Source organism: Pantoea sp. E956-1, from assembly GCF_982223955.1.
Window position 1 is genome coordinate 17,649 of record NZ_CEUYZP010000017.1, and the last position, 13,978, is coordinate 31,626.

At 51.3% G+C, this 13,978-nt stretch carries 11 protein-coding genes, 4 tRNA genes and 1 rRNA gene; 1 reads left to right on the forward strand and 15 read right to left on the reverse strand.

All coding sequences use genetic code 11. From position 1 onward, the window contains the following. Positions 1-42: 42 nt before the first annotated feature. The 12 genes from rpoB to AC0T7J_RS24710 form a co-directional block, all read right to left on the reverse strand. Positions 43-4,071: a DNA-directed RNA polymerase subunit beta gene (gene rpoB, locus AC0T7J_RS24655; protein ID WP_010261046.1), complete on the reverse strand. Its 4,029-nt coding sequence runs from the start codon at positions 4,069-4,071 to the stop codon at positions 43-45. A gap of 330 nt (positions 4,072-4,401) precedes the next feature. Next, positions 4,402-4,764: a 50S ribosomal protein L7/L12 gene (gene rplL / locus AC0T7J_RS24660; RefSeq protein WP_008927142.1), complete on the reverse strand. Its 363-nt coding sequence runs from the start codon at positions 4,762-4,764 to the stop codon at positions 4,402-4,404. A 65-nt stretch (positions 4,765-4,829) separates the two neighbouring features. Then, positions 4,830-5,327, reverse strand: coding sequence for a 50S ribosomal protein L10 (gene rplJ, locus AC0T7J_RS24665; protein WP_003848098.1), 498 nt, complete (start codon positions 5,325-5,327; stop codon positions 4,830-4,832). 365 nt (positions 5,328-5,692) lie between these two features. Then, complete coding sequence (rplA, locus tag AC0T7J_RS24670; protein WP_010261038.1) at positions 5,693-6,397, reverse strand: 50S ribosomal protein L1; 705 nt, start codon at positions 6,395-6,397, stop codon at positions 5,693-5,695. Positions 6,398-6,400: 3 nt separating this feature from the next. Continuing rightward, entirely contained in the window at positions 6,401-6,829 is a 429-nt protein-coding gene (gene rplK, locus AC0T7J_RS24675; protein ID WP_006121495.1) for a 50S ribosomal protein L11, read from the reverse strand. A 147-nt stretch (positions 6,830-6,976) separates the two neighbouring features. Next, a complete protein-coding gene (nusG, locus tag AC0T7J_RS24680) occupies positions 6,977-7,522 on the reverse strand; it encodes a transcription termination/antitermination protein NusG (RefSeq protein WP_003848088.1) in 546 nt (181 codons plus the stop codon). 1 nt (position 7,523) lies between these two features. Next, positions 7,524-7,907, reverse strand: a complete 384-nt coding sequence (gene secE / locus AC0T7J_RS24685) for a preprotein translocase subunit SecE (RefSeq protein WP_008927141.1) — start codon at positions 7,905-7,907, stop codon at positions 7,524-7,526. 231 nt (positions 7,908-8,138) lie between these two features. After that, positions 8,139-9,323 carry an elongation factor Tu gene (gene tuf / locus AC0T7J_RS24690; protein WP_031594449.1) on the reverse strand — a complete coding sequence of 395 codons (1,185 nt, stop codon included), beginning with the start codon at positions 9,321-9,323 and terminating at the stop codon, positions 8,139-8,141. 108 nt (positions 9,324-9,431) lie between these two features. Continuing rightward, positions 9,432-9,507, reverse strand: a tRNA-Thr gene (locus tag AC0T7J_RS24695). Between the two features lie 5 nt (positions 9,508-9,512). Then, positions 9,513-9,587 (reverse strand) — tRNA-Gly (locus AC0T7J_RS24700). A 191-nt stretch (positions 9,588-9,778) separates the two neighbouring features. Continuing rightward, positions 9,779-9,863 (reverse strand) — tRNA-Tyr (locus tag AC0T7J_RS24705). 7 nt (positions 9,864-9,870) lie between these two features. Further along, a tRNA-Thr gene (locus tag AC0T7J_RS24710) sits at positions 9,871-9,946 on the reverse strand. A 776-nt stretch (positions 9,947-10,722) separates the two neighbouring features. Between AC0T7J_RS24710 and coaA the strand changes: the two genes are divergently transcribed. Continuing rightward, complete coding sequence (gene coaA / locus AC0T7J_RS24715; RefSeq protein ID WP_010672227.1) at positions 10,723-11,670, forward strand: type I pantothenate kinase; 948 nt, start codon at positions 10,723-10,725, stop codon at positions 11,668-11,670. 43 nt (positions 11,671-11,713) lie between these two features. Here coaA and birA read toward each other — a convergent pair whose 3' ends face one another. The 3 genes from birA to rrf all read right to left on the reverse strand — a co-directional run bounded on the left by birA (position 11,714) and on the right by rrf (position 13,973). Next, positions 11,714-12,673 (reverse strand): bifunctional biotin--[acetyl-CoA-carboxylase] ligase/biotin operon repressor BirA, encoded by a 960-nt coding sequence (gene birA / locus AC0T7J_RS24720; protein WP_010261004.1) that lies wholly within the window; start codon positions 12,671-12,673, stop codon positions 11,714-11,716. Next, positions 12,670-13,707 (reverse strand): UDP-N-acetylmuramate dehydrogenase, encoded by a 1,038-nt coding sequence (gene murB, locus AC0T7J_RS24725; RefSeq protein ID WP_473798269.1) that lies wholly within the window; start codon positions 13,705-13,707, stop codon positions 12,670-12,672. Before murB ends, birA begins: the two co-directional genes overlap by 4 nt. 150 nt (positions 13,708-13,857) lie before the next feature. After that, positions 13,858-13,973: ribosomal RNA gene (gene rrf, locus AC0T7J_RS24730) — 5S ribosomal RNA — on the reverse strand. Positions 13,974-13,978: the final 5 nt, after the last annotated feature.

A 13,978-nucleotide genomic window follows, 5' to 3' on the forward strand; every position in this document is an offset into this window, starting at 1 on the left:
CCCTGCGCTTTCAGGCGGCGGCGAACCGCAGCCTGAAAAGGGTTACTCGTCTTCCAGCTCGATGTTGATACCCAGCGAGCGAATCTCTTTCAACAGTACGTTGAAGGATTCCGGCATGCCCGGTTCCATCTGATGGTTACCGTCAACGATGTTTTTATACATCTTGGTACGGCCGTTGACGTCATCAGACTTAACGGTAAGCATTTCCTGCAGGGTATACGCGGCACCGTATGCTTCCAGTGCCCATACTTCCATCTCACCAAAGCGCTGACCACCGAACTGTGCCTTACCACCCAGCGGCTGCTGAGTAACCAGGCTGTAGGAACCGGTTGAACGTGCATGCATCTTGTCATCAACCAGGTGGTTGAGTTTCAGCATGTACATGTAGCCAACGGTTACCTGACGTTCGAACTGCTCACCGGTACGGCCGTCAAACAGGGTAATCTGACCGGAAGAAGGCAAGCCGCCGAGCTGCAGCAGCTCTTTGATTTCGCTCTCTTTCGCGCCATCAAACACCGGAGTGGCGATTGGCATACCTTTCTTCAGGTTCTCAGCCAGACGCAATACTTCGTCATCGGAGAAGGTGTTCAGGTCAACTTTCTGACGCAGATCGCTACCCAGGTCATAGGCGCGCTGGATGAATTCGCGCAGTTTCGCGACGTCTTCCTGCTTTTTGAGCATGGCGTTGATCTTCTCGCCGATGCCTTTCGCTGCCATACCCAGGTGGGTTTCCAGAATCTGACCGATGTTCATACGCGATGGTACGCCCAGCGGGTTCAGAACGATGTCAACCGGCGTGCCGTTTTCATCGTAAGGCATATCTTCGATCGGGTTGATCTTGGAGATAACACCTTTGTTACCGTGACGGCCTGCCATTTTGTCACCCGGCTGAATCTGACGTTTAACAGCCAGATAAACCTTAACGATTTTCAGCACGCCTGGTGCCAGATCATCGCCCTGGGTGATTTTACGACGCTTACCTTCGAGTTTTTTCTCAAACTCGTGCTTCAGTTCGTCGTACTGCTCTGCCAGCTGCTCCAGCTGGTTTTGCTTGGCTTCGTCAGTCAGACCCAGTTCCAGCCAGCGCTCGCGCGGCAGCTTGTCCAGTTTGTCTGCTTCAACGCCACCAGAAATCAATACGTTCTGAATACGGCTGAACAGGCCCGCTTCCAGAATCTGCAGTTCTTCAGACAGGTCTTTCTTGGCCTGCTTCAGCTGCATCTCTTCAATTTCCAGCGCACGTTTGTCTTTTTCCACGCCATCGCGGGTAAAGACCTGAACGTCGATCACGGTGCCTGACACGCCATTCGGTACGCGCAGTGACGAATCTTTCACGTCAGAGGCTTTTTCACCGAAGATAGCGCGCAGCAGTTTCTCTTCTGGCGTCAGCTGAGTTTCGCCTTTCGGCGTAACCTTACCAACCAGAATGTCGCCACCGGTCACTTCAGCACCGATGTAGACGATGCCTGACTCATCCAGTTTAGAGAGTGCAGCTTCACCCACGTTCGGGATATCAGCGGTAATCTCTTCCGGCCCCAGTTTGGTGTCACGCGACACGCAAGCCAGTTCCTGAATGTGGATAGTCGTAAAGCGATCTTCCTGTACCACACGCTCGGAGACCAGGATGGAGTCTTCGAAGTTGTAACCGTTCCACGGCATGAACGCTACGCGCATGTTCTGGCCCAGCGCCAGTTCACCCAGATCGGTGGACGGGCCATCTGCCAGCACGTCGCCGCGCTCAACCGGCTCACCCAGAGAAACACATGGCATCTGGTTGATGCAGGTGTTCTGGTTAGAACGGGTATATTTGGTCAGGTTATAAATGTCGATACCGGCTTCGCCAGCATGCATTTCGTCTTCGTTAACTTTGATAACGATGCGTGATGCGTCGACGTACTGTACGGTACCGCCACGTTTGGCAACGGCAGTTACACCGGAGTCAACGGCAACAGCACGTTCCATACCCGTACCAACCAGCGGCTTATCAGCACGCAGAGTTGGAACGGCCTGACGTTGCATGTTCGCCCCCATCAGGGCGCGGTTAGCATCATCGTGTTCCAGGAACGGGATCAGTGACGCACCGACAGAAACGATCTGTTGAGTCGAAACGTCCATGTAGTCAACCTGATCGCGGCTGAACAGGCTCGATTCGCCTTTGCTACGGCAGGTGACCAGGTCATCAACAAACGCACCGTTATCATCAAGAGGGGCGTTCGCCTGAGCGATAACGTAGTTACCCTCTTCGATAGCAGAGAGGTAGTGAATCTCGTCAGAAACCAGACCGTCGATAACACGGCGGTAAGGCGTCTCAAGGAAACCGTACTCGTTGGTCTGTGCATACACAGACAAGGAGTTGATCAGACCGATGTTCGGGCCTTCAGGGGTTTCGATTGGGCAGACACGACCGTAGTGCGTTGGGTGTACGTCACGCACTTCGAAGCCGGCACGCTCACGTGTCAAACCACCCGGGCCGAGAGCAGAGATACGACGTTTGTGCGTAATCTCTGACAGCGGGTTGTTCTGATCCATAAACTGAGAAAGCTGGCTGGAACCAAAGAACTCTTTCACCGCGGCCGAAATCGGCTTCGCGTTGATCATGTCCTGTGGCATCAGGGTATCAAGGTCGCCCAGTGACAGACGCTCTTTAACCGCACGCTCAACACGTACCAGACCGACACGGAACTGGTTCTCAGCCATTTCACCAACTGAACGAATACGACGGTTACCGAGGTGGTCGATATCGTCCACTTCGCCTTTACCGTTACGGATGTCGATCAGCTTCTTCATCACTTCGATGATGTCATCTTTGCTCAGGATGCCTGAACCTTCGATTTCATCACGCAGCAATGAACGGTTGAACTTCATACGACCCACAGCAGAAAGATCGTAACGATCTTCAGAGAAGAACAGGTTCTCAAACAGGTTCTCTGCTGCTTCGCGTGTTGGCGGCTCACCAGGACGCATCATGCGGTAGATCTCAACCAGTGCGCTCAGACGATCGCTGGTTGGGTCGACACGCAGGGTCTCGGACATATATGGACCGTGGTCCAGATCGTTGGTGAACAGCGTTTCGATGCGCTTGTGACCGGACTGGCTCAGCTTGGCCAGCAGATCCAGTGACAGTTCCATGTTCGCTGCAATGATCAGCTCACCGGTGCTCTCATCGATGTAGTCTTTAGCGACCACTTTGCCCGCGATATATTCAACCGGAACTTCGATGTGCTGAATGCCATCTTTTTCCAGCTGACGGATATGGCGCGCAGTAATACGGCGTGCTTTTTCGACGTAGACGGTGCCGTTCGCTTCGATATCGAAGGTCGCAGTTTCACCGCGCAGGCGCTCAGGCACCAGCTCCATCTGCAGCTTGTTGTCGCGAATCTCAAACACCACTTTCTCGAAGAAGATATCGAGGATCTGAGGTGTAGTGAACTGCAACGCACGCAGGATGATAGTGGCCGGCAGCTTACGACGACGGTCAATACGGACAAACAGGTTATCTTTCGGGTCAAACTCAAAGTCGAGCCATGAACCGCGGTAAGGGATGATACGTGCGTTGTAGAGCACTTTACCCGATGAGTGGGTTTTACCCTTATCGCTATCAAAGAACACGCCAGGACTACGGTGCAGCTGAGAAACGATAACGCGCTCGGTACCATTGATAACAAAGGTACCATTGTCGGTCATGAGCGGAATTTCGCCCATGTAGACTTCTTGTTCTTTAATGTCTTTTACGGTGCCTTCTGGCGCTTCGCGCTCATAGACCACCAGACGCAGTTTCACGCGCAGCGGTGCCGAATAGGTCACGCCACGGATCTGACACTCTTTCACGTCAAAGACAGGTTCACCCAGGCGATAGCTGACATACTGCAACTCAGAGTTGCCGCTGTAGCTCGCAATAGGGAATACAGAGCGGAATGCAGCTTCCAGTCCGTACTGACCTTCTGGATCTTGCTCGATAAACTTCTGGAACGAGTCGAGCTGGATGGAAAGGAGATAAGGTATGTCCAGTACTTGCGGACGTTTACCAAAATCCTTACGAATACGTTTTTTCTCGGTATAGGAGTAAACCATAGGGTTCCTCAGCTAGCTGACAAGTCGACCCACGCTGTCCGTCCTGACAGGACAGTTCATGCAACACGATTTTGTTTGATTCACTGGCTGCGCAGCAGCAGTGCAATACCTCTTTCTATCACGCTTAAATCATTTCATCGCTGTTGCGAGGGCAGGGAACCCGCACAGGTAGAGCGGTATATTAAGTCGTCGATAGAGAAAGATATTGAAGAGTAACAATGGACAAACAGTGTGAAACCCCATTGAGACCCTGTAGCGCAAAAAGGCTGGTGACCAAAAAGTCACCAGCCATCAGCCTGAAACTACTCAGACTGCAACCCGAAGGCTGTCTTACTTAACTTCAACTTCAGCGCCAGCTTCTTTCAGAGCAGCTTCAAGTGCAGCTGCGTCATCTTTGCTGATCGCTTCTTTGATTACGCCAGTTGCTTCAACCAGATCTTTGGCTTCTTTCAGGCCCAGACCAGTTGCAGTACGTACGGCTTTGATTACTGCAACCTTGTTCGGGCCAACAGCTTTCAGGACTACGTCGAATTCAGTTTTTTCTTCAACAGCTTCAGCCGGGCCCGCAGCAACAGCTACAGCAGCAGCAGCAGAAACGCCGAATTTTTCTTCCATAGCAGAAACCAGCTCAACTACTTCCATTACGGACATCGCTGCAACAGCTTCCAGAATTTGGTCTTTAGTAATAGACATGACAATTGTTCCTAAGAATCAGAAAAAGTTTATACGTAAGCAAGTACGAAGAAAAGAATATGGCCTTAAGCCGCTTCTTTTGCATCGCGTACAGCAGCCAGAGTGCGGACCAGTTTGCCGGCAGCGGCTTCTTTCATGGTCGACATCAGACGTGCCAGTGCTTCTTCGTAGGTCGGCAGCGTTGCCAGACGGTCAATATTGGCCGCCGTGATCAGCTCACCTTCAAAGGCTGCAGCTTTGACCTCAAATTTTGCATTCGCTTTCGCGAAATCTTTGAACAGACGAGCAGCAGCGCCCGGGTGTTCCATAGAATATGCAATCAGGGTCGGACCAACAAACGTGTCTTTCAGGCACTCAAACTGAGTTCCTTCAACGACGCGGCGCAGCAGGGTGTTACGAACAACACGCATGTAAACGCCAGCTTCACGGCCTGCTTTACGCAGTTCGGTCATTTTATCAACGGTAACGCCACGGGAATCCGCAACAACCGCTGAAAGCGCACCTTTGGCTACTTCGCTGACTTCAGCAACAATCGCTTGTTTGTCTTGAAGATTTAATGCCATTAGCTTTTGCTCCTGGATTTGACCGGGAAAGGATTTCCCCGGAACTCACTTCACTTACTCACCCCGAAGGGAAATAAGCGCTCGAACACGGTGAGCAGAATCCAGCTAAGAAAAAATTCTTTTGGTTCTGTCACCGTCTACGCAGGGTATTAAGCGGAATATCCGGAGATAAACAGCTCCTGCGGTCTTGGACGGAGGCCAGGATAAGGCCTGGCTCCAACCTAAATTCTGTGCGACGCAGCAGAGTCAGAGGGAAAGGCGATAAACGCAACAATCAGTTCTGGCTCTCTGGTGTCCTGTTCCGTTAATAACAGAACAACGGGCGTAAGATTCTAGGTGAATTTTTCGCCCGTTTCAAGCAGCAATTAGTTTGCTGTTGCGTTCAGACCAGCCTGGTCAACGGCAACGCCGGCGCCCATGGTGGTTGAAAGGCTAACTTTCTTGATGTACACGCCTTTCGCCTGAGATGGTTTTGCTTTTTTCAGCGCAACCAGCAGAGATTCCAGGTTTTCTTTCAGTTTGTCAGCGTCAAAGTCCACTTTACCGATGGTAGTGTGGATGATGCCGTTTTTGTCGTTACGATAACGAACCTGACCTGCTTTAGCGTTCTTAACCGCTTCAGCAACGTTAGGGGTTACAGTACCGACTTTCGGGTTTGGCATCAGACCACGTGGACCCAGAATCTGGCCCAGCTGGCCAACAACGCGCATTGCATCCGGAGAAGCAATAACAACGTCAAAATTCATTTCGCCTTTCTTGATCTGATCAGCCAGGTCTTCCATGCCTACCAGCTCAGCGCCTGCTGCTTTAGCAGCTTCAGCGTTGGCGCCCTGGGCGAAGACAGCAACACGTACTGAACGACCAGTACCGTGTGGCAGAACGGTCGCGCCGCGAACGTTCTGATCAGATTTACGTGCGTCAATGCCGAGGTTGACAGCAACGTCAACGCTTTCAACGAACTTGGCAGTAGCCAGTTCTTTCAGCAGAGCAACAGCTTCAGCAATATCATACTGCTTGGTCGCGTCAACTTTGTCGCGAATTACGGTCATGCGCTTGGTCAGCTTAGCCATTTCTTAGTCCTCTACTACCAGGCCCATGGAACGAGCAGTACCTTCGATTGAGCGAGTCATCGCTTCAACGTCAGAACCAGTCATGTCCGCAGCTTTGGTTTCTGCGATTTCACGTACCTGAGCACGAGTCACTTTACCGACTTTATCTTTGTTCGGCTTACCAGAACCAGACTTGATGCCCGCTGCTTTTTTCAGCAGTACGGCAGCCGGAGGCGTTTTGGTAATGAAGGTAAAAGAACGGTCGCTGTATACGGTGATAACAACAGGAGTCGGCAGACCTTTTTCCAGAGATTCGGTCTTAGCGTTGAACGCTTTACAGAATTCCATGATGTTAACACCCTGCTGACCCAGAGCTGGACCAACCGGTGGACTTGGGTTCGCCATACCAGCTGCAACCTGCAGCTTGACGTAGGCTTGGACTTTCTTAGCCATGATATTTCCTCAATTGGGTTATAGCGCCTGTAAAGGCTCCCCGTGATAACGATTTACACGCTGTTGCCAGCGCATAAAAACAAAAGGCGCGAAATTGTAGTTAAATTCCGCGCCTGCTGCAACAGCTAATTTGTGAGCGGAAAGAGGTTAACCTTTCTCCACCTGACCGAAGTCGAGCTCAACCGGCGTCGCACGTCCAAAGATGGAAACGGATACCGTCAGGCGGCTCTTCTCGTAATCCACATCTTCAACCACACCGTTAAAGTCAGCAAAAGGACCGTCATTAACGCGAACCATTTCACCTGGCTCAAACAGCGTTTTCGGACGAGGCTTGTCGCCGACCTGCTGCAGACGGTTCATGATTGCATCAACTTCTTTATCGCTGATAGGTGCCGGACGGTCAGATGTACCGCCAATGAAACCCATCACGCGCGGGACACTGCGTACTAAATGCCAGCTGGCGTCATTCATCACCATCTGAACCAGTACGTATCCCGGGAAAAACTTGCGCTCGCTCTTACGACGCTGGCCACCACGAATTTCAACGACTTCTTCAGTCGGAACCATGACGTCGCCAAACAGCTCTTCCATGTTGTGCAATTTGATATGCTCGCGCAGCGATTGGGCTACGCGGCCTTCAAAACCGGAAAACGCCTGTACGACGTACCAGCGTTTCTTTGGAGCTTCAGACATCTCAGAACCTCAGGCCAGTGATAAACGATACCAGACGGACCAGAATACCATCCAGCCCCCACAAAATCAGTGACATCACGGCGGTAACCGCGGCAACGATTAACGTGGTGTGCAGCGTTTCCTGGCGGGTTGGCCAGATAACCTTACGCATTTCTGTTCTTGCTTCACGAGCAAAAGCCACGGTCGCTTTGCCTTTGGTCGTTAAAAGCGCAATGCCGCCAGCCGCTGCAATCAGTACAACTACGGCTAAAGCACGCAGTGGCAGTGACACATCACGATAGAGGTAGTTACCTACAATCGCTGCAAGCAGCAGTAACACGACTACTACCCACTTTACCGCTTCCAGGCCACGCCCGCTCCCTTGAGCTTCGGTATTCGCACTCATAAACCAACCTGCCACAATAATTCAGAAACTATTCTGCCCCGCAGTGCGAGGCGTCCAAACCGAATGAGCTTTTGGGGCGTAACTCGGTATCCAACGCCGCATAACAGAGCCTGTCTCAGCAATGATTATGATTCAAAAAATCACTGATGAGCCAGGTTCTATGAAACAGCGTGCAAAAAGGGCATCAAATGATGCCCTTTCCGTGTGCATTGCGTCAAACGTTATCGGTAATTATGCGATAACTTTAGCAACAACACCCGCGCCAACGGTACGGCCACCTTCGCGGATTGCGAAGCGCAGACCTTCGTCCATTGCGATTGGGTGGATCAGGGTAACAACCATTTTGATGTTGTCGCCTGGCATGACCATCTCAACGCCTTCTGGCAGCTCTACTGAGCCGGTTACGTCAGTTGTACGGAAGTAGAACTGTGGACGATAGCCTTTGAAGAACGGAGTATGGCGGCCACCTTCGTCTTTAGACAGAACGTAAACTTCTGACTCGAACTGGGTGTGCGGCTTGATTGAGCCTGGCTTAGCCAGAACCTGGCCACGCTGGATGTCTTCACGCTTGATACCGCGCAGCAGAACACCACAGTTTTCGCCTGCCTGACCCTGGTCCAGCAGCTTACGGAACATCTCAACACCGGTACAGGTTGATTTCACAGTATCTTTGATACCCACGATTTCAACTTCGTCGCCGACTTTAACGATGCCGCGCTCAACACGACCGGTAACAACAGTACCACGGCCAGAGATTGAGAATACGTCTTCGATTGGCAGCAGGAACGGCATGTCGATCGCACGGACTGGATCCGGGATGTAGTTGTCCAGGTGTTCAGCCAGCTCGATGATCTTCGCTTCCCACTCTGGGTTGCCTTCCAGCGCTTTCAGAGCAGAACCACGAACGATTGGAGTGTCGTCGCCTGGGAAGTCATATGCTGACAGCAGGTCACGAACTTCCATCTCTACCAGTTCCAGCAGCTCTTCATCATCAACCATGTCACACTTGTTCAGGAACACGATGATGTAAGGAACGCCAACCTGACGACCCAGCAGGATGTGCTCACGGGTCTGTGGCATTGGGCCATCAGTCGCAGCAACAACCAGGATCGCGCCGTCCATCTGCGCAGCACCGGTGATCATGTTTTTCACATAGTCGGCGTGGCCTGGGCAGTCAACGTGAGCGTAGTGACGTGCAGCAGTCTCATACTCAACGTGTGCGGTGTTGATGGTGATACCGCGGGCTTTTTCTTCAGGGGTGCTATCGATCTGATCGAATGCACGAGCCTGGCCGCCGTTGGTTTTAGCCAATACGGTAGTGATAGCTGCAGTCAGGGTGGTTTTACCGTGGTCAACGTGACCGATGGTGCCCACGTTTACGTGCAGTTTGTTACGTTGAAATTGCTCTTTAGCCATCGCTAGTCCCTCTAAGACACGGATATATCAATGATATCATCACATTAACCAGGCATTGCCTGACTGCAAGGAAGTTACAGAGAAAATCAGGAGGGAGATTAAAGGAAGTGGTGCTGATACCCAGAGTCGAACTGGGGACCTCACCCTTACCAAGGGTGCGCTCTACCAACTGAGCCATATCAGCACATCTGGAGCGGGCAGCGGGAATCGAACCCGCATCATCAGCTTGGAAGGCTGAGGTAATAGCCATTATACGATGCCCGCATCCTGGAACTCGGCTACCTGTTCTTTCTGTAGCTTGCAGATAACAGAGATGCTTCTCTACTATCTACTGCCTGTCAGCGAAGCTGACCGACTTTGACTTCGCTAACGCTCAGTCTGAATTCAGGGTGATAAGTGACTCACCTGACAGATAAACAGGTTGTTTATCTGTGTACCCAACCGTGAGGTTGAGATGGTGGTGGGAGAAGGATTCGAACCTTCGAAGTCTGTGACGGCAGATTTACAGTCTGCTCCCTTTGGCCGCTCGGGAATCCCACCTACTTGATGGTGCCGGCTACCGGAATCGAACTGGTGACCTACTGATTACAAGTCAGTTGCTCTACCAACTGAGCTAAGCCGGCATCAAGTGGAGCGCATTCTAGGAAGGTCGGGCTCTGGATGCAACTAAAAAATCGCTTATTTTTTTCTATCGCTTACTATTTGTGCAAATCATCGCATTTTAGTGTTTTTGTGCAGAATATTTGTGCAACCTGGTCCTGTTTTCATAGGATCAGTCGGCTCGCGCTAATGCCTCACGCCTCTCACTGGGTCGCTTTTCAGCAGGTAAATGATCTGCAGACAGCATTTTTTTTCCTACACTTGTACTGAATGATGCTTTTTTGACCCTTACCTGCACGTTTTTTCATGTGCAGACTCTTTTCTGTAGTAAGCGGAGCCGTTTTGTCATGCGTCTCCCTGATGTCGGTACGACGATGACCAGGTGTGGCGTCTCTCAAAATGACTTTAAGCTGTTGGTTCTTTGCTGATGTCCTCATGGGACAGGTTGTATCTGTACCGCCTCAGCCTCTCTATATGCCTTTATGGCGGCGTTTTGTCATTCAGACGTTGTCAGATGTAAAAAGCAGATAAAAGCCGCACATGCGCTGTGATGACCTGCAATATCATAAACAACGATAAAGCAGTAAAAAATAAAGCCACCATGATGTTTTGTGGGTATGCCGACGAAAGCGAGATCACGTTTATCTTTTTACTTCTGTTAAAAGCCATACTGGTGATACCCTCCAGCCCATTGTTCTCACTGATAAACCAGCGATTCGTGATTCACTTCACCTGTGCTGTCCTGCTTATCGGATAACACGCGGTTGATAGCCATGAATTTGCGGTCAGATGCATGCTTATGGATAAAACGACCCCCCTGACAACGCCTTATTTAGAGTTCACTCGTGAGCAATGGGCTGCATTACGTGATTCCGTACCTATGACGCTGTCAGAGGAAGAGATCGCGCAGCTGGAGGGCATCAACGAGGATCTCTCGCTGGAGGAAGTAGCGGAAATTTATCTGCCACTTTCGCGCCTGCTTAATTTCTATATAAGTTCTAACGTTCGCCGGCAGGCTGTACTGGAGCAATTTCTGGGCACCAATGGCCAGAAAATCCCCTATATCATCAGCATTGCGGGTAGCGTAGCCGTCGGTAAAAGCACGACTGCGCGTGTCTTGCAGGCTTTGCTCAGCCGCTGGCCTGAACATCGCAAAGTCGAATTGATCACCACTGATGGCTTCCTTCATCCTAATGCCGTGCTGAAAGAGCGTGGGTTAATGAAGAAAAAAGGATTCCCGCAATCCTACGATATGCACCGGTTGGTCAATTTCGTCTCCGATTTGAAATCGGGAGCCAGTCAGGTGACCGCGCCGGTCTATTCACATCTGATTTATGATGTCATCCCTGATGGCGATAAAGTGATACAGCAGCCTGATATTCTTATTCTGGAAGGTCTGAATGTATTACAGAGTGGAATGGACTATCCCCACGATCCCCATCATGTCTTTGTTTCAGACTTCGTCGATTTTTCTATCTATGTTGATGCAGAGGAGGATCTCCTCCAAAGCTGGTATATCAATCGATTCCTGAAATTCCGCCAGGGCGCATTTACCAATCCGGACTCCTACTTCCATCATTACGCCCAGCTTTCAGAGGCTGAAGCGGTTGAAATAGCGGGTAATTTATGGAAAGAGATTAACTGGCTTAACCTGCAGGAAAACATCCTGCCGACGCGCGAACGAGCCAGCCTGATCATGACCAAAAGTGGCGATCATGCGGTCGATAAGGTTCGCTTGCGTAAATAACTGCTGTCATAAAAAAGCCTGCGTTGCTGCAGGCTTTTTTTACTCAGACAGGACGCAGTGATATTTCTCCACCCACCCAGGCTTTTATTTCGCCATCCTGTTCCAGTAACAGGCCACCCTGGCTGTCTACGCCTCGTGCAATACCATGGACCTCACGTTCACCGATAAGCAGCTTAACCGGCCGGTTAATAAAGTTATCCAGCGCAGCCCAGCGTGCGACAAACGGGGTTAATCCCTCCTGCTCAAAGAGCGGCAGGGCTTCGCGCAGACTGTTGATCAGACGTGCCGCCAGCTCATTGCGGTTTACCGTTACCCCGGCCTCCTGCAGGTTAATCCAGCCCTGATTAATCTGTGATGCATCGGCTGTTCGCATCGCCAGGTTAATCCCGGCACCAATCACGATCTGCGCAGCATCGCCGGTTTTACCTGTCAGTTCAACCAGAATACCCGCCAGTTTACGATCGTTCAGGTAAATATCATTGGGCCATTTTACGCGCACATCATCGGCCCCTAATGAACGTAATGTCTCAGCCATGATAATGCCAATTACCAGGCTCAGGCCCATCGCCGCTGCTGGCCCCTGCTCCAGACGCCAGTACATAGACATGTAGAGATTCGCACCAAAGGGAGAAAACCACTGGCGCCCACGACGGCCTCGACCCGCCTGCTGATATTCAGCAATGCAGGCAGCACCCGACTCCATTTCATGCATACGTTCCAGCAGATACTGATTTGTGGAATCAATCACCGGGATTACCGAGACATTCCCCTGCGTAACCTGTGAGAGAATCGCCTGCTCATCCAGCAGCTGTATCGGGGCAGAGAGACTGTAACCTTTGCCTGTCACGGTATAGACATCCAGACCCCAGCTTTTTAACGTCTGGATATGCTTATTTATGGCTGCGCGACTCATGCCCAGCGTTTCACCCAGCTGCTCACCGGAATGGAACTCACCATCAGATAAGATATCAACCAGCTTTAGCGGAACATTATGGTCTTTCATGCGATCACCCCGACGGCATTACACTCACCCTGCGCCTGAATAAAGCGCACTTCGGGCTCAAGCCAGACATCAAATTTATCACCAACCTGAGCGCGCACGCTTTTTGCCAGCGCAACGATATCGTCGGGAGTGGCATTTTCAGCGTTGATCAGCACCAGAGCCTGTTGCTGGTGAACTGCCGCGCCCCCGATGCGATAACCTTTCAGCTGGCACTGATCGATAAGCCATCCTGCTGCCAGTTTGATTTCACCATTTGGCATCAGATAGTGTGGCATAGCTGGAAAATGCGTCAGTAGTGAGCTGCACTGCGCCTCGGTGACGACAGGATTTTTAAAAAAGCTGCCTACATTACCGGTGACTTTAGGATCGGGTAATTTGCTCTGCCGCATCTGGCAAACCGCATGATAGACATCCCAGGCATTGGCGGTCACCGGATTGAGCGTTTTCAAATCGCCGTAGGTCAATACCGGATGCCATTGCTTAGGCAATATTATCCCGACCGCGACGATGACATAGCCTGACTGATAGTGATGTTTAAAAATGCTGTCACGATAGCCAAACTCGCAGGCTTCACGATCGAGACGTTCTGTCTGACCACTGTGCAGATTAAGCACATCCACGTACTCGCAGACGTCTTTTAATTCCACGCCATAAGCGCCTATGTTCTGAATCGGTGCCGAACCTGTCATACCGGGGATCAACGCCAGATTTTCCAGGCCCGTGATCCCTTTTTCCAGCGTGCTTTTAACCAGCTGATGCCAGTTCTCACCTGCCCCGACATGCAATTTCCAGCACTCATATTCATCCTGAATTTTGATGCCTTTGATGCGGTTCAGCACCACTGTACCGGCAAAATCTTCCAGGAAGAGGACATTGCTGCCTTCACCGAGCACGAGGAAAGGCGTTTGATCACGCTGGCTGGCCTGCCATGCTGCCAGAATGGCGGCTGGCGTCTCGGCGACGATACGTGTCTGTGTATGTACTTCAAGCCCAAGTGTATTGTCGGCTTTTAAGGAGGGATGCTGGCTGGACATTTGACGGCCTTTACTGAGTTATCTGGCCGTAGTTTACCGTATCAGAGAGGGGTTCTCAGGCTGTTTTCGGAGGTTATGATGAGGTTTTTCACGATCTGCGGACGTAAAAAAGCCCCGCACTTTCGTGCGGGGCTTCTTCACTTGTTTAATGCCTGGCAGTTCCCTACTCTCGCATGGGGAGACCCCACACTACCATCGGCGCTACGGCGTTTCACTTCTGAGTTCGGCATGGGGTCAGGTGGGACCACCGCGCTAAAGCCGCCAGGCAAAT